3 protein-coding genes are annotated in these 26,123 nt (G+C 71.0%); all 3 read left to right on the top strand.

The annotated features are described in order from the left end of the window. Positions 1–58: 58 nt before the first annotated feature. The 3 genes from CFN78_RS11650 to CFN78_RS11660 are packed head-to-tail and all read left to right on the top strand — an operon-like array spanning position 59 to position 26,118. Positions 59–11,134 carry a non-ribosomal peptide synthetase gene (locus CFN78_RS11650; RefSeq protein WP_094862767.1) on the top strand — a complete coding sequence of 3,692 codons (11,076 nt, stop codon included), beginning with the start codon at positions 59–61 and terminating at the stop codon, positions 11,132–11,134. A gap of 48 nt (positions 11,135–11,182) precedes the next feature. After that, complete coding sequence (locus tag CFN78_RS11655; RefSeq protein WP_094862768.1) at positions 11,183–22,222, top strand: non-ribosomal peptide synthetase; 11,040 nt, start codon at positions 11,183–11,185, stop codon at positions 22,220–22,222. Next, positions 22,219–26,118: a non-ribosomal peptide synthetase gene (locus tag CFN78_RS11660; protein WP_094862769.1), complete on the top strand. Its 3,900-nt coding sequence runs from the start codon at positions 22,219–22,221 to the stop codon at positions 26,116–26,118. Before CFN78_RS11655 ends, CFN78_RS11660 begins: the two co-directional genes overlap by 4 nt. Positions 26,119–26,123 lie beyond the last annotated feature (5 nt).

The raw sequence follows: 26,123 nt of genomic DNA on the forward strand, positions 1-26,123 counted from the left end.
GCTCGGCACGAGCACCACCGGACCGAATCACCTACTCATCGGGAGCGAGAACAAGGTCATGCACGAGGTTTCCAGCCGGCGTCGGCGACTCTCCGTAGGCCAGCTCGGCAAGTGGTACGGCCAGCAGCTGAACCCCGACAACATGTTCATGCTCGCGGAGTACCTGGAGATCGACGGTGCCATCGACGTCGACCTGTTCCAGGAGGCCCTGCTGCGGACAGTTCTCGACGCGGAACCGGTGCAGACCCGGTTCACCGCCGACGACGAGGGCGTCTGGCAGTACCTCGTGCCCGAGGCGCCACTGACGTTCGTCGACGTCAGCGGCGAGCAGGACCCGATGGCCACCGCGCTGGACTGGATGCAGCGCGACCTCTACAAGCCGTTCGACGTAACCGATGCGCCGCTGTCGATGGACACCCTGTTCCGGATCACGCCGGACAAATACGTCTACTACATGCGCAACCACCACCTCAACGCCGACGGTGGTACCGGTCCGATCTTCGTGCAGCGCCTCGCCGAGATCTACACGGCGCTGGCCGGAGGCACCGAGTACAGCCCCAACACCTTCGCGACTCTCGACGAGTGCCTGGCCGACGAGGACGCCTACCGGTCCTCGCCCCAGTTCGAACGCGACCGCGCGTACTGGAACGAGCGGCTCGCCGGACGGCCCGAGGCCGTGGGCCTCACCGCGTCCACCGCGATGGCCTCCGTTCGGCCGGTCCGGCAGACCGCCTATCTCGGCGACGCCACCATGACCGGTCTGCGCGAGCTGGCCCGGAGCAACGCCAGCACCTGGTCGATCGGGCTCACCGCCGCGGTGGCCGCCTACCTGCACCTGGTCAGCGGTGCCAAGGTGGTACCGGTCGGCTTCCCGGTCATGGCCCGCAAGAGCAAGCTGCTGCGGGAAACGCCGTTCATGGCGGCCAACGTCCTGGCCCTGATCGTCGACATCGATCCGTCGATGACTTTCTCCGAGGTGCTGCGCGCCACCACCGTCGAGGGCCGGAACACGCTCAAACACCAGCGGTACCGGCAGGAGGACATCCTCCGCGACCTGAACATGCTGGAGGGCGCGCGGGCTCTGGCCAAGATCACCGTGAACGTGATGCCCTTCGACTACAGCCTGACCTTCGGCGGGCACAACGCGACGGCGCACAACCTGTCCAACGGTGTGATCGACGACTGCGAGGTCGTCGCCTACGACCGCCACGACGGCGGCCCGGTCCGGATCGATTTCGACGGCAACGAGGAGCTCTACGCCCAGGAGGAGATCGCCGGCCACCTGGCGGGCCTGCTGCGACTGCTGGACCGCATGGTCGCCGAGCCGGACGTACCGCTGGCCCGGTTCGACCTCGTCGACGAGGCCGAACGCCGGCGGGTGCTCGTCGAGTGGAACGACACCGCCGTCGACGACGACCTCGAGGGCGTCGTGGAGCGCGTGCAGCGCACGGCCCGGTCCACCCCCGACGCCGTCGCGGTCGTGGACGCCGCCGGGGAGACCGGCTACGCGCGGCTCGCCGGCCGGGCCAGTGCACTCGCGCGCAGGCTGCGCGCCCTGGGAGCGGGGCCCGGCTCCATCGTCGCGCTGCCGACCGACCAGGGTGCCGACTTCATCACCGCGGTGCTCGGCGCGCTGGGCGCCGGCGCCGCGTACATGCCGCTGGACGTGGACGGGCCCGCCACCCGGGCGGCCGCGCTGCTGCGGGACAGCCGGGCCGGTTTCGTCGTGGCCCGTGCGGACCGTGCGGAGGGCATCGAGCGTTTCGTCGCCGAGGCGGACGCCGCGGTCGAACTGCTGTTCCTGGACGACGCGATCGACGGTCCGGACGACCTGCTGCCTCCCGTGGGCAGTGGTGACGATCTGGCGTACGTGCTGTTCACCTCCGGGTCCACCGGAAAGCCGAAGGGGGCGATGGTCCACCGCGACGGGCTGGTGAACCATCTGCTCGCCATGGTCGAGGACTACGACCTCACCGCCGCCGACACCGTGGTGCAGAACGCGCCGCTGACCTTCGACGTCTCGGTGTGGCAGATGCTCACGCCGCTGCACGCCGGCGGGACGGTCCGCGTGGTGGGCAGGACCGTGGCCGCCGATCCGGACGCGCTGTTCCGGCTGGTGGCCGAGGAGAAGGTCGCGGTGCTGCAGATCGTGCCCTCGCTGATGCGCGCGGCACTCGATGTGTGGCAGGCAGAGGACACCTTCCCCGCACTGCCCTCGCTGCGGTGGCTGGTGGTCACCGGTGAGCCGCTGCCGGCCGACCTGTGCGTGCGCTGGCTGGAGCGCTACCCGGACATTCCGCTGGTGAACGCCTACGGCCCTGCCGAGTGCGCGGACGACGTGACCTGCGCGGTCATCGACACCCCGGACCGGGTGCGCGACGGCGTGGTCCCGATCGGCAAGGCACTGCGCAACACCCGGCTGTACCTGCTCGACGACCGGCTCCGGCCGGTGCCGGTCGGGTCGCCCGGTGAGCTCTACGTCGGCGGTCTGGTCGTCGGCAGGGGATACCTGGGCGAGTCGCGGCGCACGGCCTCGTCCTTCGTGGCGGATCCGTTCAGCCCGCGCGCGGGTGCCCGGATGTACCGCACCGGTGACTATGTCCGGCACCTTCCCGACGGTGAACTCGTGTTCCTGGAACGACGGGACCACCAGGTCAAGATCCGTGGCCACCGGATCGAGCTGGGCGAGATCGAAGCCGTGCTCGCCCGGTTCCCCGACGTGGGTCCGCTGACCGTGGTGGCAAGGGAGGACCGGCCGAGGGAGAAGAACCTCGTCGCCTACGTGGTGGCCGGCGAGACCGGCCTCGACCTCGACGCGCTGCGCGCCTTCGCCGGCGCGGAACTGCCCGACTACATGGTTCCGTCGGCGATCGTCGAACTCGACGCGCTTCCGTTGAGCCCCAACGGGAAGCTGGACCGCAAGGCGCTGCCGGCACCGGATCTCGCGCGAGCGGGCAGGGCTCCGCGCACCGCCAACGAGGAACTTCTCGTCGGGGTGTTCGCCGAGGTGCTCGGGGTGGAGCGGCTCGGGGTGGACGACAGCTTCTTCGACCTCGGCGGGCATTCCCTGCTCGCCACCCGGCTGATCAGCCGGGTGCGGTCGCTGTTCGACGTCGAACTGACCATCCGCGCGGTGTTCGAGGGGCCGACGGTGGCTGCGCTGGCGGCAAGGATCGGCAGGGCGGGGACCGCACGGGCCGCGCTGACCGTCGCGCGTCGCCCGGAGGTCCTGCCGCTGTCGTTCGCCCAGCGCCGGCTGTGGTTCCTCAACCGGATGGAGACCACCGGTGCCGGGGTGTACAACCTGCCGCTGCCGCTGCGTCTGCGCGGCACCCTGGACTTCGCGGCGATGGTGGAGGCATTGGGCGACCTGGTGGGCAGGCACGAGGCGCTGCGCACCCTGTTCGAGGAGTCCGGAGGCGAGCCGCGGCAGCGGATCGTGCCCGCCTCGCGGGCCCGCGCGATGGTGGCCGCGACCACGGCCGAAGAGGACATGGACGAGACGCGGCTGCCGGACCGGCTGACCGAGACCACCGGGCACCGCTTCGACCTCTCCGTCGAGTTGCCCCTGCGGGCATGGGTGTTCCGCCCCGGCGCCGACGAGTGGGTTCTGATGCTCGTGGTGCACCACATCGCCGGAGACGGCTGGTCCTTCGCGCCGCTGCTGCGCGACCTGGAGGAGGCCTACCGGGCGCGCGCGGCGGGCACCGCCCCGGATTTCGATCCGCTTCCGGTGCAGTACGCGGACTACACGCTGTGGCAGCGCACGGTTCTCGGGTCCGAAGAGGACGGCGAGAGTGTGGCGGCCCAGCAGGTGCGGTTCTGGCGGGAGCAGCTCGCCGGGGCACCGGAGGTTCTCGATCTGCCCACCGACCGGCCAAGGCCCGCGGTGGCCTCGTACGCGGGCGCCCGGGTGATGTGGTCACTCGACGCCGAGGTGGCGACCGGGGTGCGGGATCTCGCGCGGGAGCGTGGGGTGAGTGTGTTCATGGTGATGCAGGCTGCGGTGGCGGGGTTGTTGTCGCGGTTGGGTGTGGGTGTTGATGTGCCGTTGGGGACGGTGGTGGCGGGGCGTACTGATGAGGCTTTGGATGAGTTGGTTGGGTTTTTTGTGAATACGTTGGTGGTGCGGACGGATGTGTCGGGGGATCCGTCGTTTGTGGAGTTGTTGGATCGGGTGCGTCGTGGGGATTTGGCGGCGTATGGGAATCAGGATGTGCCGTTCGAGCGGTTGGTGGAGGTGTTGAATCCGCGTCGGTCGTTGTCGTGGCATCCGTTGTTCCAGGTGATGGTGGTGTTGCAGAACGTTCCGGAGCCGGATCTGGACCTGCCGGGACTCGACATCGAGCTGGAGACCGTCCGCACCGAGGACTCCCGTTTCGACCTCTGGTTCGATCTGCACGAACGCCACGACGCCACTGGTGCGCCGACCGGGATCGACGGGTTCATCGAGTTCGCGACCGATCTGTTCGACGCCTCCACGGTGCGGGCGATCGGTGCGCGCCTGTCGCGGCTGCTGGCCGCTGTCACCACCGATCCGTCGACCAGGGTGAGCCGGGTCGAACTGCTCGACTCCGACGAGCGGCGTGCTCTGCTGTCCGGCTGGAACGGTGCGGAGACCGCCTCGCCGGGAGAGTCGCTGGCGGCCCGCTTCGAGGCACGGGCAGCGGCCGCCCCGGACGCACCCGCCCTGCAGACCACTGACGGGATCTGGACCTACGCCGAGGTGGACGCCAGGGCGAACGCCTGGGCGGACGAACTCACCGCCGCGGGAGTCGGCGTGGAGACCGCGGTCGCACTGTTGCTGGACCGTTCTCCCGAACTGGTCATGGCTATCCTCGCGGTACTCAAGGCCGGCGGGTTCTACGTACCGCTGCACGACTCGTACCCGGTGGAACGACTCAACTTCATTCTGTCCGATGTGGACGCTCCGGTACTGCTGACCGACCGGGAGGCGCTGCCGTCCGGGCTGAGCCCGGATCCCCGGGTGCTGCGCCTGACCGATCTCGGCGCGGATTCGGGCACACCGGGGCCGAGATCACGGGTGCGGCCGGACGGACTCGCCTACGTCATGTACACCTCGGGGTCGACGGGCACGCCGAAGGGGGTGGCGGTCACCCACGCCAACGCGGTCGCGCTGGCCACCGACAGCGCGTTCACCACACCGGCGCACGAGCGGGTGCTGCTGCACTCCTCGTACGCCTTCGACGCCACCACCTACGAGCTCTGGGCGCCGCTGCTGCGCGGTGGAACGATTGTGGTGGCCCCGCCAGGGGACCTCGACATCCCGGTGTTGCGCCGGATGATCAGCGAGCACCGGGTCACCGGCCTGTGGCTGACGGCCGGGCTGTTCCGGCTGGTCGCCGAGGAGGCGCCGGAAACCCTGTCCGGCGTCGCGGAGGTGTGGGCCGGCGGGGACGTCGTACCGCCCTCGGCGGTCGAGCGGGTCCGTGAACGCTGCTCGGGCCTGGTCGTGGTGAACGGATACGGCCCGACCGAGTCCACCACCTTCGCCACCCGTTTCGCCGTCCGCGCCGAGGACGCCGTACCCGAACCGGTGATCCCGATCGGCCACCCGGTCGACAACTGCCGGACCTACGTACTCGACACCTGGATGAGCCCGGTGCCGCTGGGCGTCACGGGAGAGCTCTACATCGCCGGTTCCGGTCTCGCCCGCGGCTACCAGGATCGGCGCGGCCTGACCGCCGCCCGCTTCGTGGCCGATCCGCACGGAACGCCGGGGGAGCGGATGTATCGCACCGGTGACCTGGTCCGCCGCCGCCGCGACGGGGCCCTGGAGTTCCTCGGCAGGGTGGACGACCAGGTGAAGCTGCGGGGTTTCCGGATCGAACTCGGCGAGATCGAGGCCGCCGTCACCCGCCACCCGCGCGTGGGCCAGGCAGTCGTGCTGATCCGGGAGGACCCGGTGGCGGGCAAGCGCCTGGTCGCCTACCTCGTCCCGGAAGGGGCGCCGGAGGACCTGGACGTGGCCGCCGTGCGGGAATCGCTCTCGGCCGAGCTGCCCGCCTACATGGTGCCCGCGGCGTTCCCGGTGGTCGATCGGATCCCGTTGACCACCAACGGAAAGGTGGACCGCGCGGCGTTGCCGGAGCCGGAGTTCGCCGGGACCGCGAGCAGCGAACCGCGCAACCGCACCGAGAAGCTGCTCTGCGAACTGTTCGCGGACGTGCTGGGCCTGGAGACGGTCGGCGTGCACGACAGCTTCTTCGACCTCGGCGGACATTCGCTGCTGGCGACGCGCCTGGCCAGCCGCGTCCGGTCGGTACTGGACGTGGAGTTGCCGATCCGCGCCATCTTCGACGCGGTCACTCCGGCCGGGGTGAGCCGGGTGATCGACGCGGCCACCGGTGGTGGCCGCCGGGTCGAGGTGCGGGAACGTCCCGAGGTGCTGCCGCTGTCGTTCGCGCAGCAACGCCTGTGGTTCCTCGACCGTCTCGACGAGTCCGGTGGCCTCTACAACATCCCGATCGCGTTGCGACTGACCGGTGAACTCGACCGGCCCGCGCTCGCCGCGGCGCTGGGCGACGTGCTGGAACGGCACGAGTCGCTGCGGACCGCCTTCCCCGAGACCGACGGCCGCGCCCGCCAGCTCGTGCTGGATCCAGCCTGGGCGCGGGAACTGCTCGACGGGGTGACCAGCAGGGCCATCGTCGACGAGGAGGAGTTGCCCGCACGGCTGAAGGAGGCGGCAGGCTGCAAGTTCGACCTGTCCCGCGAGCTTCCGCTGAAGGTGTGGCTCTACGAGGTCGGTACCACCGACCACGTTCTGCTGCTGGTGGTGCACCACGTCGCGGGTGACGGCTGGTCGCTGGCCCCGCTGATGCGTGACTTCAGCGTCGCCTACGAGAGCAGGCTGGCGGGCGCGGCACCGGAGTTCACCCCGCTCCCGGTGCAGTACGCGGACTACACGCTGTGGCAGCGCGATCTGCTGGGCGCCGAGGGCGACCGGACGAGTGTCATCGGACGTCAGCTCGACTACTGGACGACGACGCTGGACGAGCTGCCCGAGGAACTGGCACTGCCCTACGACCGTTCCCGCCCGGCGCAGCCCAGCTACTCCGGTGGCACAGTCGAACTGAACATCGACGAGGCGACGCACAGCCGCCTGGCCACTGTCGCCGCCGAGCACGGTGCCAGTGTGTTCATGACCCTGCACGCGACGCTCGCCGTGCTGCTCTCCCGACTTGGCGGGGGTACCGACATCCCCGTCGGTACCCCGATCGCGGGCCGCCAGGACGAGGCGCTGGACGAACTGGTCGGCCTGTTCGTCAACACCCTGGTGCTGCGGGCCGATCTGGGCGGCGACCCGACGTTCGCGCAGTTGCTGTCCAGGGTCCGCTCGGCCGACCTGGCCGCGTTCGATCACCAGGAACTGCCGTTCGAGCAGGTGGTGGAGGCGGTCGCGCACGAACGCTCCCTCAACCGCCATCCGCTGTTCCAGGTCATGCTGGCGCTGCTGAACACCCCGGCCGCCGCTCTGGAACTGCCCGGGCTGCGGGTCGCCGTTGCCGACTACGGGCTCGACGCGGCGAAGTTCGACTTGTCGGTGTCGTTGAACGAGCACCAGCACCCCGACTCCTCACCTGCCGGGATCACCGGGACGCTGGAGTACAGCGCGGACCTGTTCGACAGGGCCACCGCTGCCCGGATCGCGGACTGGTTCGGCGTGGTGCTCGGCCAGGTGCTGGCAGACCCGGAACGTCCGGTCAGCGAGGTCGGGCTGATCTCGGACGAGGAGCGCACGCGGGTGCTGGAGCGGTGGAACGACACCGCGGCTCCGGCGGCCGGCGGCACGATCGTCCAGGTGTTCCAGGAGCACGCCGCGAAGGCTCCCGCCGAGCGTCTGTCGGTCGTCTTCGGTGACGAGCGGATCAGTACGGTCTCACTCAACGCCAGGGCGAACCAGCTCGCGCGGGCGCTGCGGGCACGCGGCGTCGGCATCGGGGACACGGTCGCCGTCGGGCTCCCTCGCTCGGCCGCGATGCCGGTCGCGATGCTCGCCGTACTGAAGGCCGGCGCCACGTATCTGCCGATCGATCTCGGCTATCCGCCGGAGCGGGTCCGCTACATGCTCGACGACGCCGGCCCGCAACTGGTGATCGTCGACTCCGGTACCAGCGACGCGCTGCCGGAAGGGACCCCGCGACTGGTGCTCGACGAGCCCGTCGTGCACGAGGAACTCGCCGCCGGGCGGACCGGCGACCTGACCGGCACCGAACTGGGCCGGTCGCTGTCCCAGCACGACCCGGCGTACGTCATCTACACCTCCGGGTCGACGGGGGCGCCGAAGGGCGTGGTCGTCGAGCACGGCTCGCTGGCCAACCTGTACCACCACCAGCGGGAAAGCCTGTACGCCCCGGTGGTCCGGCGGCTGGGCGACCGTCAGGCGCGGGTGGCGCTGACCGCCTCCTTCGCCTTCGACGCGTCCTGGGACCCGGTGCTGTGGATGATCGGTGGCCACGAGCTGCACGTGGTCGACGAGGACCTGCGCCTGGACGCCGACGCGTTCGGCCGCTACCTGGCCGACGCCGGCATAGACCTGATCAACACCACCCCGTCCTACCTGCGCCAGCTCGTCGCGGACGGCCTGTTCGACGGGACGCGCCGCGCGCCGGGGGTGCTCATCCTGGGCGGCGAGGCGGTGCCGGAGGACCTGTGGACCTCGCTGCGGGCGGTCCCCGGTCTGGACGCGCGCAACTTCTACGGCCCGACCGAGGCCACCGTGGACGCGATGGCCTCGATGCTGGCCGAGGACGAGCGGCCCTCGATCGGCCACCCGCTGCGCAACGGCCGGGCCTATGTACTCGACGACCGGCTGCGGCCGGTGCCGGTGGGCATCGCCGGAGAGCTCTACGTCGCCGGGGCCGGACTGGCGAGGGGCTACCTGCGCCGTCCCGGACTCACCGGGGAGCGGTTCCTCGCCGACCCCTTCGGTGCACCGGGTACGCGCATGTACCGCACGGGTGACCTCGCCCGCAGGCGTTCCGACGGTCAGGTCGTGTACCTGGGGCGGGTGGACGACCAGACGAAGATCCGTGGGTTCCGCGTCGAACTCGCCGAGATCGAGTCGGTACTCACCGAGCAGCCTTCGGTCGGCACGGCGGCGGTCGTGGCCAGCAAGGGCGGCCCCGGTGCCACCACCCTGGTCGGGTACCTGACCCCGGCCGGGGACGCGCTGGACGTCGACACGGTGCGGTCGGCGATCCGGGAGATGCTGCCGGAATACATGGTGCCCGCCGCGTTCGTGGTGCTCGACGAGTTGCCGCTGTCGGCGAGCGGCAAGCTGGACCATCGCGCGCTGCCCGCGCCCGAGTTCGCCGCGGAACCGGCGGGGCGGGCCCCGCGCACCCCGCGGGAGGAGACGCTCTGCGCGGTGTTCGCGGACGTGCTGCGGGTGCCCGAGATCGGGGTGGACGACAGCTTCTTCGACCTCGGCGGCGACAGCATCATCTCGATCCAGCTCGTCAGCAGGGCCAGGAAGGAGGGCCTGGTCTTCACTCCGCGGGACGTCTTCGAACGCAAGACGGTCGCCGGGCTGGCGGCCGTGGCCGGTGAACTCGCCTCGCACGCGCTCGTCGCCGACGAGAACGGGGTGGGCGAACTGCCGCTGACCCCGGTGATGCAGTGGTTCCTCGGTGGCTCTTGGCCGATCGACGGCTTCAACCAGTACCGGCTCGTCGGGGTGCCCGCCGATCTCGGCTGGCAGTACCTGATCGGCGCGATCCAGTCCCTGCTGGACCACCACGACGTGCTGCGCTCCACTCTGCTGCCCGGTACCGGAACCGAGGGCCCCACGACCACCGGTTCACTGGAGATCACGCCCACCGGGTCGGTACGGGCACAGGAACTCGTGCGCCGTATCGACGTCTCCGGTCAGGACGAGGGCGAACGGACCGCGAGCTACGCCCGGGCAGGCGACGCGGCCCGGCAGCGTCTGGCGCCCCGCGAGGGCCGGATGCTGGACTTCGTCTGGTTCGACGCCGGACCGGACGAGCCCGGCAGGCTGCTGTTCGTCGCGCACCACCTGGTGGTCGACGGGGTGTCCTGGCGGATCCTGCTCGACGACCTGGCCGCCGCCTGGCAGGCACTGGCCGGTGGGCAGCGCCCGAAGCTCGAGCCGGCCTGGACCTCGTACCGCACCTGGGCGCGGATGCTCACCGAGGCCGCGCACGATCCCGCCTGGACCGGGCAGCTCGACGTCTGGAAGTCCATTTTGGACGGCCCCGATCCGCGACTGGGCACCCGGGACATCGACCCGGCCAGGGACACGGTCGCCACGGCGGCGTCGACCTCGGTGACCCTGCCGGTCGAGGAGACCGAACCGTTGCTCACCACCGTTCCCGCTGCGTTCCACGCCGGCGTGAACGATGTGCTGCTCACCGCGCTCACTCTGGCGGTCGCCCGCTGGCGCGACCTGCGCGGCGACCCCGGCGACGGCTCGCTGCTGATCAACGTCGAGGGGCACGGCCGTGAGGACGCACTGTCCGATGTGGAGCTTTCGCGCACCGTCGGCTGGTTCACCAGCCTGTTCCCGGCACGCCTCGACGCGGGCGGAATCACCTGGTCCGACGTCGGGTCCCGGTCCGGGCGGGTCGGTGACGCGCTGAAGCGGATCAAGGAGCAGTTGCGCGACATCCCCGACCGCGGCTTCGGCTACGGGCTGCTGCGGTACCTCAACGCCGGGACGGCCACCGAGCTCGACCGGTTGGGAGCCCCGCAGATCGGGTTCAACTATCTCGGCCGGTTCGGGACCTCCACGGCACAGGAGTCGCCGCTGTGGGCCTCGGACTCGGAAACCGAACGGCACGTGGCCGTCGGCGACGACGAACTCCCGTTCGTGCATGTCATCGAGATCAGCGCCGTCACCGAGGACACCGCCGAGGGACCGAGGTTCAGCGCGGCACTGTCCTGGCCGTCGGACCTGCTCACCTCACGGGAGGCGGATGAGCTGGCGGAGCTGTGGATGCAGGCGCTGCGTTCGCTCGCCTCCTGTGTCCAGGAGAGCACGGTCGGCGGGTTCACCCCGTCCGACCTGACGCTGGTGTCGCTGAGCCAGGACCACATCGACCTGCTCGAGGACGACGAGGAGGACGGCTATGACGACGAGGACTGAGTCGCCCGGCAGCACCCGTCCGCACGCCAAGGAAGGCCCTACGACGCCATGAAGCGCACCGCTGTCGAAGACATCCTCCCGCTGACCTGGTTGCAGGAAGGCCTGTTCTTCCACACCCAGTACGACCGGGACGGCGTCGACGTCTACACCGTCCAGAACCAGCTCACCCTGACCGGGCCGGTGGACGTGGCCGCATTGCGTGCCGCCGCCGACGCCCTCCTGCGCAGGCATCCGAACCTGCGCGTGGGAATCCGGCACAAGGGACTGGACCAGCCGGTCCAGGTGGTCCGCCGGGAGGTGCGGCTGCCGTGGCGCGAGGTCGACCTGAGCGAGCACGACGGTGAGGCGGCCGAAGTCGAGTACCGGGAACTGCTGTCGGTCGAGTGGGCGCGCCGCTTCGAACTGCACCGCGCGCCCCTGCTGCGTTTCGTGCTGGTCGCCCTGCCGGGGCAGGAGTTCCGGCTCGTCATCACCATGCACCACATCCTGATCGACGGCTGGTCGCTGCCCGTCCTGCTGGACGAGCTGTTCTCGCTGTACGAATCGCGCGGTGACACCTCCGGCATGCCGAGGGTGGCGCCCTACCGCGACTACCTGGCGTGGCTGAAGGCCCAGGACTCCGAGGCGGCGCTGGACGCCTTCGGCGAGGTGATGTCCGGCCTCACCGAACCGAGCCTGATCGGCGGCACGATGCGCGGCGGCGGGACGCCCGTCCCACCGGAACAGGTCATGCTCGAGCTGCCGGAGGAGCTCACCGAACGACTGTCCGCCGTGATCCGCAAACGCGGCTGGACCATGAACACCCTCGTGCAGGGAAGCTGGGGCCTGGTCCTCGGCACCTTCCTGGGCCGCACCGACACCGTGTTCGGTGCGACGGTGTCCGGCAGGCCCCCGGAACTGCCCGGTGTCGAGCGGATGATCGGCCTGTTCATCAACACGCTGCCGGTGCGGGTGTGCTGGTCACCGGGCGACTCGCTGTCCGATCTGCTGAGCCGCCTGCAGCGGCAGCAGTCCGGTCTGATGGCCCACCAGCACATCGGCCTGTCCGAGGTGCAGCGCCGGACCGGTCTGGGAGAGCTTTTCGACACCACGACCGTCTTCGAGAACTACCCGGTCGACGTGGACGTCGACTCCTCGCCGACCCTGCCGGGTGGCGTCCGGATCACCGACTTCCGGGGCAAGGACGCGACCCACTACGCGATCAGCGCGGTCGCGATGCCCGGCGAGCGGCTGTCGTTCCGGCTGGACTACCGGCCCGACGTCCTCGACCACGATCTGGTGGCACGGCTGGGTTCCTGGCTGCGGCGGTTGCTGGAGACGATCGCCGAGGACCCGGACCGCGGCATCAGCGCCGTCGATCTGCTCGACACCGCGGAGCGGCACCGGATGCAGGTCGAATGGAACGCGACCGGGCGAGCGCTCGAACCGGTGACACTGACGGAACTGCTCGACCGTCAGGCCGCACGCACACCGGGTGCCCCCGCGGTCGTCTACGAGCAGGCGGAAGCGGACTACCGGCAGCTGCACGAACGCGCCAACCGGCTCGCCCGGCTGCTCATCAGCCGCGGCGCGGGTCCGGAGCGGCTGGTCGCGATCGCGTTGCCGCGCGGCTGCAAGCTCGTGGCCACCGTGCTGGCCACCCTCAAGGCCGGGGCGGGATACCTGCCGCTCGACCCGTACCAGCCCGCGGACCGGCTCGCGTCGATGCTCGAGGAGACCGGACCGGTGTGCCTGGTGACCGACGCAGAGCTGGCGCCGGGCCTGCCCACCGAGGGCATCGACACGGTGATCCTGGACAGCCAGCAGGTCCGCATCGAACTGTTCGGTCACTCGGACGTGCCGGTTGCCGACTCGGACCGGCTGTCCACGCTGCGTCCCGAGCACCCCGCGTACGTCATCTACACCTCCGGTTCGACGGGACGTCCGAAGGGGACGCTGATCGAGCACCGCGCGGCGGTCAACTACCTGTCGTGGGCGGTCGACGCCTACCCGGCCGTGCGCTCCGGGTCGTTCCTGCACTCGCCGATGTCGTTCGACCTCACCGTCACCGGCCTCTACGCCCCGCTGATCTCGGGTGGCTGCGTGCACATCGGTGAGCTCGCCGACGGCGGGATCGACGACGAGGGGCCGACTTCGGAGTACGGATTCGCCTACCTGAAGGGCACCCCCAGCCACCTGTCCGTGCTGAACGTCCTCCCGGACCAATACTCGCCCAGGGCGGAACTGGTCCTCGGCGGTGAACCACTCCCCGGCGAGCAACTCGACGTGTGGCGCGCCCGGCACCCGGACGCTCGGGTGGTCAACGAGTACGGGCCCACCGAGACCACCGTCGGCTGCACCTCGCTGGTCATCGAGCCCGGCGACCGGATCCCGCCGGAGGTGCTGCCGCTGGGCACCCCGCTGTGGAACACCCAGGCCTACGTGCTGGACGCGGGACTGTCGGTCGTCCCGCTCGGCGTCGACGGGGAGCTGTACATCGCGGGGGACAACCTCGCGCGTGGCTACGTCGCCAGGGCGGGACTGACCGCGGGCCGGTTCGTGGCCAATCCCTTCGGTCCCGCCGGTTCGCGCATGTACCGCACCGGGGACATCGCCCGCTGGAACGCCCAGGGACAACTGGAGTTCGCGGGTCGCGTGGACGACCAGGTCAAGATCCGCGGCTACCGGATCGAGCTCGGCGAGATCGAGTCGGTGCTCTCCACTCACCCCGACGCCGGCCCGCTGGCCGTGCTGGTCCGCGAGGACCAGCCGGGGGACAAGCGGCTGATCGCCTACGTGGTGCCCGCCGAAGGGGCCCGGTTCGACGCGGCTGCGCTGCGTCAGCACCTGGCGGCGCGGCTGCCCGAGTACATGGTGCCCGCCGCCGTCATCGAGCTGGAGACGCTGCCGCTGACCGGCAACGGCAAGCTGGACAAGCGCGCGCTGCCCGCACCCGACTTCGCCGCGGGGGCGGACTCCGTCTCCCGCGCCCCGCGGACCATCGTGGAGGAACTGCTCGCCGGGATCTTCGCCGACGTCCTCGGCGTGGACGCGGTCGGTGTCGACGACAGTTTCTTCGACTTGGGCGGGCACTCGCTGCTGGCGACCCGGCTGGTCAGCAAGATCCGGTCCACATTGGACGTCGAGCTGTCGATCCGCTCGGTGTTCCAGTCGCCGACGATCGCCGAGCTCGCCCGCGTCGCCGAGGGTGCGACCGGTGCGCGCCGCGCCATCGAGGTACGGGAACGTCCCGAGGTACTGCCGCTGTCGTTCGCGCAGCGCCGGCTGTGGTTCCTCAACCAGCTCGAGGAGGACGGCGCCGCCTACAACATCCCGCTCACCCTGCGGCTGACCGGGACCCTGGACATCGGCGCCCTGCTGGCCGCGTTCGGCGACGTCGTCGCGCGGCACGAACCGCTGCGCACCCTGTTCGACGAACTGGACGGCCTGCCCCGCCAGCAGGTCGTGGACGCCGACCGCGCGCGCACCATGCTCGCCGGCGCGGTCAGCACGACCGACCTCGGCGAGGACGAGCTGGCCGGCGCGGTGGCCGCGGCCACCGCGCACCGGTTCGATCTGTCCGGTGAACTGCCGGTACGGCTGTGGGTCTTCCGCCCCGCAGCCGACGAGTGGGTGCTGACCCTGGTGGTGCACCACATCGCCGGGGACGGCTGGTCCTTCACCCCGCTGATGCACGATCTTGAACGCGCCTACCGCGCCCGGCTCGAAGGGCGGGCGCCCGAGTACACACCGCTTCCGGTGCAGTACGCGGACTACACGCTGTGGCAGCGCACGGTTCTCGGGTCCGAAGAGGACGGCGAGAGTGTGGCGGCCCAGCAGGTGCGGTTCTGGCGGGAGTACCTGGCCGGCGCGCCGGAGGTCCTCGACCTGCCCACCGACCGGCCAAGGCCGGCCACGTCCTCGTTCGAGGGCGACCGGGTCGCCTTCCGGTTGCCCGCCGGGCTGCACGAACGGGCCCTCACCGTCGCGCGGGAGCGTGGGGTGAGTGTGTTCATGGTGATGCAGGCTGCGGTGGCGGGGTTGTTGTCGCGGTTGGGTGTGGGTGTTGATGTGCCGTTGGGGACGGTGGTGGCGGGGCGTACTGATGAGGCTTTGGATGAGTTGGTTGGGTTTTTTGTGAATACGTTGGTGGTGCGGACGGATGTGTCGGGGGATCCGTCGTTTGTGGAGTTGTTGGATCGGGTGCGTCGTGGGGATTTGGCGGCGTATGGGAATCAGGATGTGCCGTTCGAGCGGTTGGTGGAGGTGTTGAATCCGCGTCGGTCGTTGTCGTGGCATCCGTTGTTCCAGGTGATGGTGGTGTTGCAGAACGTTCCGGAGCCGGATCTGGACCTGCCGGGACTCGACATCTCCGTCGAGGACGACGGCGGCGGCGCCGCGAAGTTCGACCTCCTGTTCAACCTGACCGAGACCTTCGACGCGCACGGTGCGCCCGCCGGCATCGACGGTGATCTGTCGTTCGCGGTCGACCTGTTCGATCCGGAGACCGCCACGGCCATCGGGCAGCGTTTCGTGCGCCTGCTCGACGCCCTGCTCACCGACCCCCGCACCCGCCTCGGGGCGGTCGATCTGCTGGAGCCCGCCGAACGGCGGCGCCTGGTCGAGGACTGGAACGACACCACTCGCGAGGTTCCGCACGCCGGTCTCGCCGAACTCGTCGCCGCCCAGGCCGCCCGCACTCCCGGCGAGGTCGCGCTCGTGTGCGCGGACCGGTCGCTGACCTACCGCGAACTCGACGCCGCGGCCGACCGGCTGGCCAACGTGCTCGCCGCGCGCGGCGTCGGCCCGGAGCGCCTGGTCGCGGTCTGCCTGCCGCGCACCGAGGAGACGGTCGTCGCGTTGCTGGCCATCCTGAAGGCCGGTGGCGCGTATCTGCCCGTCGATCCCGGCTATCCCGCGGACCGGGTCGCGTTCATGCTGGCCGACGCCGCACCGGTGTGCGTGCTGGCCGACGCCAGCACCGCGGCCTCGCTTCCGGACGGGCTCACGGTGATCGAACTCGACGCGCCGGAGGTTCTCGCCGAACGGGCCGCGGCCCCGGCAGCACCGCCGCCGGGTCTGGCCGGGCTGCCCGCCGACCGGCTGGCCTACGTCATCTACACCTCCGGTTCCACCGGCCGCCCCAAGGGCGTCGGCGTACCGCAGTCCGCGGTGGTCGACCTGGTGTCCTGGGCAGCTGACTATTTCGACGCCGATCAGCTCTCCTCGGTGCTGCTGTCCACCTCGCTGAACTTCGACGTCTCGGTGTTCGAGCTGTTCACCCCGCTGACCGTCGGCGCCCGCCTGGAGATCGTGGACAACCTTCCGGCTCTGGTCGAGCGCGGCGGCTGGTCCGGCGGCCTCGTCTCCGGAGTGCCGTCGGTGTTCGCGCAGGTACTCGCCTCCGGGGTGGACATCGACGCGAAGAGCGTCGTGCTCGCGGGCGAGGGCCTGCCCGCACAGGTGTTCAACCAGGTTCGCACGGCGATCCCCGGCGCCGAGATCGCCAACATCTACGGACCCACCGAGGCCACCGTGTACTGCCTCGCCTGGCGTTCGGACGGCGAGGACGAACTGGACCGGCCCGCGCTGACCGGTGCGCCGCTGGCGAACACGCGGGCCTACGTCCTCGACGGCGGTCTGCGCCCGGTTCCGGCCGGAGTCGCGGGCGAACTCTTCATCGCCGGGCACGGACTCGCCCGCGGCTACCTCGGTCGCGCCGCACTGACCTCCGAACGGTTCGTCGCGGACCCGTACGGGCCCGCGGGTACGCGCATGTACCGCACCGGCGACCTCGTCCGCTGGACCCAGGACGGGGACATCGACTATCTCGGCCGGGTCGACGACCAGGTCAAGATCCGCGGATTCCGGATCGAGCTCGGCGAGGTCGAGGCCGCGCTGACCGGGGTGCCGGAGGTCGGCAACGCCGCGGTCGTGTCCCGCCCGGACGCCAGGGGAGACGCCCGGCTGATCGCCTACGTGGTCCCCGCCGACGGAGTCACCGTCGAGACGCCGGACCTGCGGACCGCCCTCGGTTCCCTGCTGCCCGACTACATGATCCCGGCCGCCTTCGTCGTGCTGGACGAGTTTCCCCTCAACGCCAACGGAAAGCTGGACCGGGGCGCACTGCCCGAACCCGAGGCCGCCACGGCGGGCGCCGGGCGCGCCCCGCGTACCGACACCGAGCGCGCACTGTGCGGGATCTTCGCCGAGATCCTGGAACTGGACGCGGTCGGTGTCGACGACGGATTCTTCGAGCTGGGTGGGCACTCGCTGCTCGCCACCCGACTGGTCAGCAGGGTGCGTTCGGCACTGGGCGCCGAGATCGCGGTGCGTGCCGTGTTCGAGTCGCCCACTCCGGCGGCGCTCGCCCGTGCCGTCGACGGGGCGGGGCGGGCCCGGCGCGGGATCGTCCCGCAGCAGCGTCCCGACCGGCTGCCGCTGTCGTTCGCCCAGCGCAGGCTCTGGTTCCTCGACCAGCTCGACACCGGCGGCGGGATGTACAACATCCCGATCGCGCTGCGCCTGTCCGGCGAACTCGACTCCGACGCGCTGCTCGCGGCACTCGGTGACCTGCTCACCCGGCACGAAGCGCTGCGGACCGTGTTCCCCACCGTCGACGGCCAGCCGTACCAGCGGATCCTGCCCGCCGAGTCCGCGCGGGAAGCCCTGATCACGGGGATCGCCCGGGTTCCGGTGACGGCATCCGAACTGACCGACCGGCTGCACGAGAGCGCGGGACGGCCGTTCGACCTGACCGTGCGGCCGCCGATCGCGGCGACGCTGTTCGACCTGCCCGGCCCCGAGCACGTGCTGCTCCTGGTGGTGCATCACATCGCCGCCGACGGCTGGTCGATGGCACCGCTCACCCGTGATCTGAAAACGGCCTACCGGGCTCGCCTGCACGGCGCGGCACCGGAGTTCGAGCCGCTACCCGTGCAGTACGCCGACTACGCACTCTGGCAGCGCGCCGAACTCGGGTCCGAGGACGACGCGGACAGCGAGATCTCCCGCCAGATCGCGTTCTGGAGGGAACGCCTCCAGGGCGCCCCGGACGTCCTCGACCTGCCGGTCGACCGGGCACGGCTGGAGACCCCCAGCCACCGCGGCGGTTCCGCCGAGTGGCTGCTCGACGCCCAGACCCACGCCGCGGTCGCGGACCTGGCACGCGACCGGAACGCGAGTGTGTTCATGGTGCTGCAGGCCGCCGTGGCGACCCTGCTGACCCGTTTCGGGGCAGGCACCGACATCCCGCTGGGCACCGGTGTCGCCGGGCGCACCGACGACGCCGTCGAGGACCTCGTCGGCTTCTTCGTCAACACACTGGTACTGCGTACCGACACCTCCGGCGATCCGACGTTCGCGGATCTGCTCCAGCAGGTGCGCGCCGAGAACCTGGCCGCGCACGCCAACCAGGACCTGCCGTTCGACCGGCTGGTCGAGGTACTCGACCCGGACCGGTCCCTGGCACGGCACCCGCTGTTCCAGGTGATGGTCGTGCTGCAGAACACCGCTGAGGCCGAACTCGACCTGCCCGGGCTGACCGTCGGGCTGGAGGAGACCGGTGAGGCTCCCGTCAAGTTCGACCTGTCCTTCGACCTGGCCGAGACCCACGACGACCACGGCCGCCCGGCCGGCATCGCCGGCGGGATCGGATTCGCCCACGACCTGTTCGACCATTCCACTGTGGACTCCATGGGTCTGCGGCTGACGAGGCTGCTGGCCGCGGTGGCAGCGAATCCGGAACTGCCGATCGGCAGGATCGCGCTGCTGGACGAGGAAGAACGGGCCGCCGAGGTCAGCGGCTGCAACGACACCGCCCGTCCGGTCGCCGAGGGCACCATCCTGAGCCGGTTCGCCGACCAGGCCGGCGTCACCCCGGACGCACCCGCGTTGCTCGCCGACTCCGGCACCTGGACCTACCGTGAACTGGACCGCCGATCCGACGTGATCGCGTACCGTCTCGCCGAGGCGGGCGTGGGTAGCGGTGCACACGTCGCTCTGCTGCTGGACCGGTCACCGCACCTGGTGGCCACCATCCTCGGCGTGCTCAAGGCCGGTGGCATCTACGTGCCACTGCACGACTCCTACCCGGCCGAGCGGCTGAACTTCGTACTGACGGACTCGGCGGTGAGCGTGCTCGTCACCGACCGGGACGCGTTCCCGCCCGGGTTCGAGCCGCCGCCCCGGGTGCTGCGCACCGAGGACCTGGCAGCACCGGCCGACGAAGCCACGGGGCCACCGCAGGTCACCGTCCGGCCCGACGAGCTCGCCTACGTCATGTACACCTCGGGCTCGACCGGGCAGCCGAAGGGCGTCCAGATCAGTCACCGCAACGTGGTCGAGTTCGCGGTGGACAGCTCGTTCGCCACGGCGGCGCACCGGCGCACGCTGCTGCACTCTTCGCACGCCTTCGACGCCACCACCTACGAGATCTGGGTGCCGCTGCTGACCGGTGGCGCCGCCGCCGTCGCTCCGCCGCACGAGCTGGACATCGCGACGCTGCGCCGGATGGTCACCACCCACGAGGTGACCAACGTCTTCCTCACCACCGGGCTCCTGCGGGTGCTGGCGGAGGAGGAACCAGGCTGCCTGGCGGGCACCACCGTCCGGGAACTGTGGACCGGCGGGGAGATCGTCCCGGCCGCGGCCATCCGCCGGATCCGGGAGCACTGCCCGGAGCTGACCCTCGTCGACGTCTACGGGCCCACCGAGGCGACCGCGTACGCCACCCGGCACTTCCTGCGCCCGGCGGACGTCATCCCGGACGCGCTGCCGATCGGCTCTCCTCTGGACAACACCAGCAGCTACGTTCTCGACGCCCACCTCAATCCGGTGCCGCGCGGCGTCCGGGGCGAGCTGTACATCGCCGGAACTGGCCTGGCGCGCGGGTATCTGGGGCGCGCGGCCCTGACCTCGGGACGCTTCGTCGCCGACCCGTTCGGTACCCCGGGCACCCGGATGTACCGGACGGGGGACGTGGTGCGCCGCCGCGCCGACGGCGAGATCGTCTTCGTCGGCCGGGTGGACGACCAGGTGAAACTGCGCGGGTTCCGGATCGAGCTCGGCGAGATCGAGGCCGCGCTGGCCCGACACCCCCGCGTCGCCGGGGCAGTGGCCTCGGTCCGCTCCGACGGATCGGGCCGCAGGCTGGTCGCCTACCTGGTGCCCGCGGGAGGGCAGCCGCTGGACACCGCCGAAGTCCGCGACGCCGTCGCCGCCGAACTTCCCGGCTACATGGTGCCCTCGGCCTTCGTCGAGCTGGAGGCGCTGCCACTGACCGTCAACGGCAAGGTGAACCGGGACGCGCTACCGGAACCGGCCGTGCAGGACGCCACCACCGCCGAGCCCCGGACCCCCACCGAAGCGACCCTGTGCGCGGTACTGGCCGATGTGCTCGGCCTCGACCGGGTCGGCGTCGACGCGGACTTCTTCGAGCTGGGCGGCGACAGCATCGTCTCCATCCAGTTCGTCAGCAGGGCACGCCGGACCGGGTTGCTGTTCACCCCCAGGGACGTGTTCGAGCGGCGGACGGTGGCCGGCATCGCCGCGGTCGCCGGGACGGTCGACGAGGCCGAGGGGGAGGCCGCGTTCGACGGGGTCGGTCCGCTGCCCGCGACCCCGATCGTCGAATGGCTGCGCGCGGGCGGCGGCACCATTGACGGCTTCAACCAGTCCTATGTGGTCACCACGCCACCGGAGCTGGCGAAGTCGGACCTGGTCGATGCCGTCGCGGCGCTGCTCGACCACCACGATGCCCTGCGGATGCGGCTCGTCCGGGACCCCGCAGAGCCCGCCGAGTGGTCCCTGCGGATCCAGCCCGAAGGGTCCGTGGCCGCCGCGGAGCTCGTGCACCGCGTTCCCGCCGAAGGGCGCACCGGTGCCGCGCTCGCGGAACTGGTCGCCGAGCACGGCGAGGCCGCGCGCAACCGGCTCGACCCCGAGGCCGGGGACATGCTCGCGCTCGTCTGGTTCGACGGCGGTTTCGGCCACCCCGGCCACCTGCTGTTCATGGCGCACCACCTCGTCGTCGACGGGGTGTCCTGGCGAATGCTGCTGCCGGACCTGGCGACCGCGTGGCAGGCCGTGCTCGACGGCGACGCCCCGAGGCTGCAGCCCGTCGGCACCTCGCTGCGGCAGTGGGCGACGACGCTGCACGAGGCGGCCGGAAACCCACGCTGGACCGACCAGCTGGGATTCTGGCTGGACGTCGCCGACACCGCACAGCCCGCACTCGGGCCCGGTGCGCTCGATCCGGAACGCGACCGGCTCTCCACGGCACGCTCGATCGGCTTCGACCTCGACAGCGAGCTGACCAGCGCCCTGCTGACCACGGTGCCGACGGTGTTCCGGGCGGGTGTCAACGACGTGCTGCTGACCGGGCTGGGGCTGGCGATCCGGGAATGGCTGCGGCAGCGGGGCGAACACCACCTGGACGGGGTCCTGCTCGACCTGGAGGGCCACGGCAGGCACCAGGAGACGGTCGCCCCGGGCCTGGACCTGTCCCGCACGGTCGGCTGGTTCACCAACCTGTACCCGGTACGGCTCGACGTGGCCGACCTGGACTGGGCCGAGGTGACCGGCGCCGGACAGGCCGTCGGCGGTGCGCTGAAGCGGGTCAAGGAATCCCTGCGGGCCGTTCCCGACCACGGCCTCGGCTACGGCCTGCTGCGCTACCTCAACGCCGACACCGGCGGGAAGCTGGAAGGGTGCGGGCCACCGCTGATCGGCTTCAACTACCTCGGGCGGATGGCGGCCGAGACGGCCGGCACCGACTCGTACTGGTCCGCCGCGAGCGAGCTGGGAGACACCGCTCCCGGCGACGCCGACCTGCCGTTCGGGCATGTCCTGGAGATCAACGTGGTCACCCAGGACCTGCCAGGGGGACCCAGGCTGACCGGCGGGCTGAGCTGGCCGGCCGCGTTCCTCTCCGACGCCGAGGTGACCGATCTGGCCGAGCTGTGGCGGGCGGCGCTGACCGCACTGGCCGAGCACGCCCGCGATCCGGAGGCGGGCGGCCTGACCCCGTCCGACGTGTCGGCGGTCTCGCTCTCGCAGGACAAGATCAACCAGCTCGAGGCCCGGCTGAAGAAGGCGAGGCGGAAGTGACCCGGCCGCAGATCGAGGACATCCTCCCACTGTCGTCCCTGCAGCGGGGCCTGCTCTTCCATTCGCTCTACGACGCCGAGGGCCTGGACCTCTACACCGTCCAGTTCCATGTGGAGCTGCGTGGCGAGGTGGACAGGACGGCACTGCGCTCGGCTGCGAACACCTTGCTGCGCAGGCATTCCAACCTGCGTGCGATGTTCGTCCACGAAGGATTCGACGAGCCCGTCCAGGTCGTCCGCAGTGGCGTCGAGGTGCCATGGGACGAGATCGATCTGTCCGATATGGACAGTGTGGCCGCGGACGCGGAGTTCGCCGCGCGGCACGACGCCGAGCGGATGCGCCGGTTCGTCCTGGACGAGGACGTCCTCGTGCGCTGCGTGCTCTACGTGCTGCCGGACCGGGTGTTCCGGCTCGGCCTGACCCTGCACCACATCCTGCTCGACGGCTGGTCGGTGCCGGTCCTGCTGGAGGAGCTGTTCGAGCTCTACGAACGGCGCGGCGGTACCGCCGGGATGCCGGTGGTGACCCCGTATCGCGAGTACCTCGACTGGATCGGCAGGCAGGACACGGAAGCCGCGACGAGCGCGTGGCAGGAACTCCTGCACGGAGCCGAGGCCACCCGGATCGTGCCTGCCGACCGCGGCGGCGAGCCACGGCCACCTCGTGCGGTATCGCTGGAACTTCCCGCGGAGGTGACCGCGGCGCTGACCGAGCAGGCCCGCGACCGCGGCTGGACCCTCAACACCGCGGTGCAGGCGGCATGGGGGCTGGTACTGGGCAGGCTCACCGGCCGCACCGACGTCCTCTTCGGCGGCACCGTGTCCGGACGCCCCGCCGAACTGCCCGGGGTGGAGCGGATGATCGGCCTGCTCATCAACACCCTGCCGGTCCGGGTCGGCTGGACCGGCCAGGACAGCCTCGCCGACCTCGTCTCCTCGGTGCAGCGGCAGCAGTCCGCGCTGTTGCCGCACCAGCACGTCGATCTCGCCGAACTGCACCGGCTCCGCGGCGACGGCGAACTGTTCGACACCACGCTGGTCTACGAGAACTACCCGTCCGGCGCGGACGAGGAGCAGGTGCTCAGTGGCGGTGTGCGGATCACCGACGTGCACGGCCGCGACTCCACCCACTACGCCGTCACGGTCGTCGCCATGCCGGGCGACCGCTTGCGGTTCCGCCTCGACTACCGGCCGGAAAGCCTCGACGAGGCCGCCGTGCGCAGGCTCGGCGACTGGCTCGAGCGCACCCTGCGCGCGCTCGCGGCCCGCGCGGACGACCCCGTCGACTCGGTCGAGCTGATCACCGGGGCCGAACGGGAGCAGGTGCTGCGGACCTGGAACGACACCGCGCACCCGGTCCCCGAGGACACCCTTGCCGGCCTGCTCGCCCGGCAGGCGGCGCGCACCCCCGGTGCCACCGCGCTCGTCGACGGTGACACCGAGCTCACCTACGCCGAACTGCACGAGCGGGTCAACCGGCTGGCCCGGCGGCTGATCGCTGCCGGGGCCGGCCCGGAACGGCTCGTCGCCGTGGCACTGCCGAGGTCCACCGAGCTGGTGGTCAGCCTGCTCGCCGTGGTCACCTCCGGTGCCGCCTACCTGCCGATCGCCCCGGAGCACCCGGCCGAGCGGGTCGCGATGATGCTCGGCGACGCCCGGCCGGTATGCGTGCTCGCCCAGTCCGCTACCGCACTGGCCGGAGCCGGCGGGATGCCCGTGCTGCTCCCCGGCGACGTGGGGGAGGGCTCGCCGGAGGCCATCACCGACGCGGACCGCCTCGCGCCCCTCGACCCGCGATCTCCCGCCTACGTCATCTACACCTCCGGTTCCACCGGCACCCCGAAGGGCGTCGCCGTACCGCACAGCGGAATCGTCAACCGGCTCGCCTGGATGCAGGCGGAGTACGGACTCACCGACGACGACCGCGTACTGCAGAAGACACCGTTCGGATTCGACGTCTCGGTGTGGGAGTTCTTCTGGCCGCTGATCACCGGCGCCGCGCTGGTCGTCGCCGAACCCGAGGGCCACAAGGATCCCGCCTACCTCGCCGGCCTGATCCGCACCCAGCGCGTCACCACCGTCCACTTCGTACCCTCCATGCTGGAGGTCTTCCTCGCCGAACCTGCGGCGGCGGACTGCGCCGCCGGACTGCGCCGGGTCATCTGCAGCGGCGAGGCTCTCTCCCCGGCCACGGCGGACACCTGCCTGAAGGTCCTCGGCACGGAACTGCACAACCTGTACGGCCCCACCGAGGCCTCCGTCGACGTGACCTACTGGCAGTGCCTGCCCGCCGCTTCGAGCGTGCCGATCGGCGCACCGGTGTGGAACACCCGCACCTACGTGCTCGACGCACGGCTCGTACCGGTGCCTCCCGGCGTCCCGGGCGAGCTGTACCTGGCGGGAGCGCAACTCGCCCGCGGCTACGTCGGCCGGGCCGCGCTCAGCGCCGAACGGTTCGTCGCCAACCCGCATGGCGCTCCCGGCGAGCGCATGTACCGCACGGGCGACCTCGCCTGGTGGCATGAGGACGGCACCCTCGCCTACGCGGGCCGGGTCGACGACCAGGTCAAGATCCGCGGCCAGCGGATCGAGCCCGGCGAGATCCAGGCTGTCCTTGCCCACCACCCCGGCCTGGCACAGGTGGCCGTGGTGGTCCGCGAGGACCGGCCCGGCGACCAGCGGCTGGCCGCGTACGTGGTGCCCGCCGGCGGGCGCGCCCCGAGCGACGGCGAACTGGGCGAGTACGCCGGGGCCAGGTTGCCCGCGCACATGGTGCCCGGCACGTTCACCACACTGGACACGTTGCCGGTGAGCCCGAACGGCAAACTCGACCGGCGCGCGCTGCCCGTGCCGGAGGTCGCCGCGGGAACCGGCCGCGGCAGCCGGACGATGACCGAGGAACTGCTCTGCCGGGCCATCGCCGAGGTACTCGGCCTCGACCGCGTCGGCCCGGAGGACGGATTCTTCGAACTCGGCGGGCACTCGCTGCTGGCGATCCGCCTGGTGGACCGGATCGGCTCGCTGCTAGGGGTGAGTTCGACCGTCCGCACCGTGTTCGAGGCACCCACCGCGGCCGCGCTGGCCGGGAGGCTCGCCGGGCAGGACGCGGGCGACGACGCGATGGCGACACTGCTTCCGTTGCGCCGCAACGGAGACCTGCCCCCGCTGTTCTGCGTACATCCCGCCGGTGGCCTGAGCTGGTGCTACGCCGGGCTGCTCGGCGAACTCGATCCGGCCATCCCGGTGTACGGCCTGCAATCGCCCGAGGTGGTCGAGGGCGGCTCGGAGGCCTCGATCGCGCAGCGCGCGGCCGGCTTCGTCGAACGGATCCGTACGCTCCGCCCCGAGGGCCCTTACCGGCTGCTCGGGTGGTCGGCGGGTGGCCACATCGCGCACGAAATGGCGGTGCAGCTACAACGGCAGGGCGCGGAGGTCGACCTGCTGGTGACGCTCGACGCCTACCCCGCACGTCCGGACGACCGTCTCGATCGTGAGCGGATCTTCGCGGACATGTTCGCCGCCACCGACGTGGTGCGGTCCGATATGGACACCGAACCGGGCAGGGCGAAGGTCTTCGAGACCGTGCGCGCCGGTCTCAGCGGGCACGACTGGATCACCGACGAGGTCGCGGGAAACGTGCTGGAGAGCTACCTGTCCACCACTCTCGCCATGCAGGCGGCGAGCCCGGGCCGGTTCGAGGGCGACCTGATGTTCTTCCGTGCCAAGGACATCGTCGGTGACGGTTCCCGCGACACCGAGCTCTGGCGCCCGCACGTCCAGGGCCGGATCGAGGTGCACCAGATGGAGCAGGTGCACGAGGACATGGCACGGCGAGACGTGCTTGACCTGGTCGCGGCGGCCGTCAACGACGCCGTGATCACCGATGAAGAGGAGTGAACGCA

Source organism: Amycolatopsis antarctica (assembly GCF_002262875.1).
Classification (GTDB): Bacteria; Actinomycetota; Actinomycetes; order Mycobacteriales; family Pseudonocardiaceae; genus Amycolatopsis; species Amycolatopsis antarctica.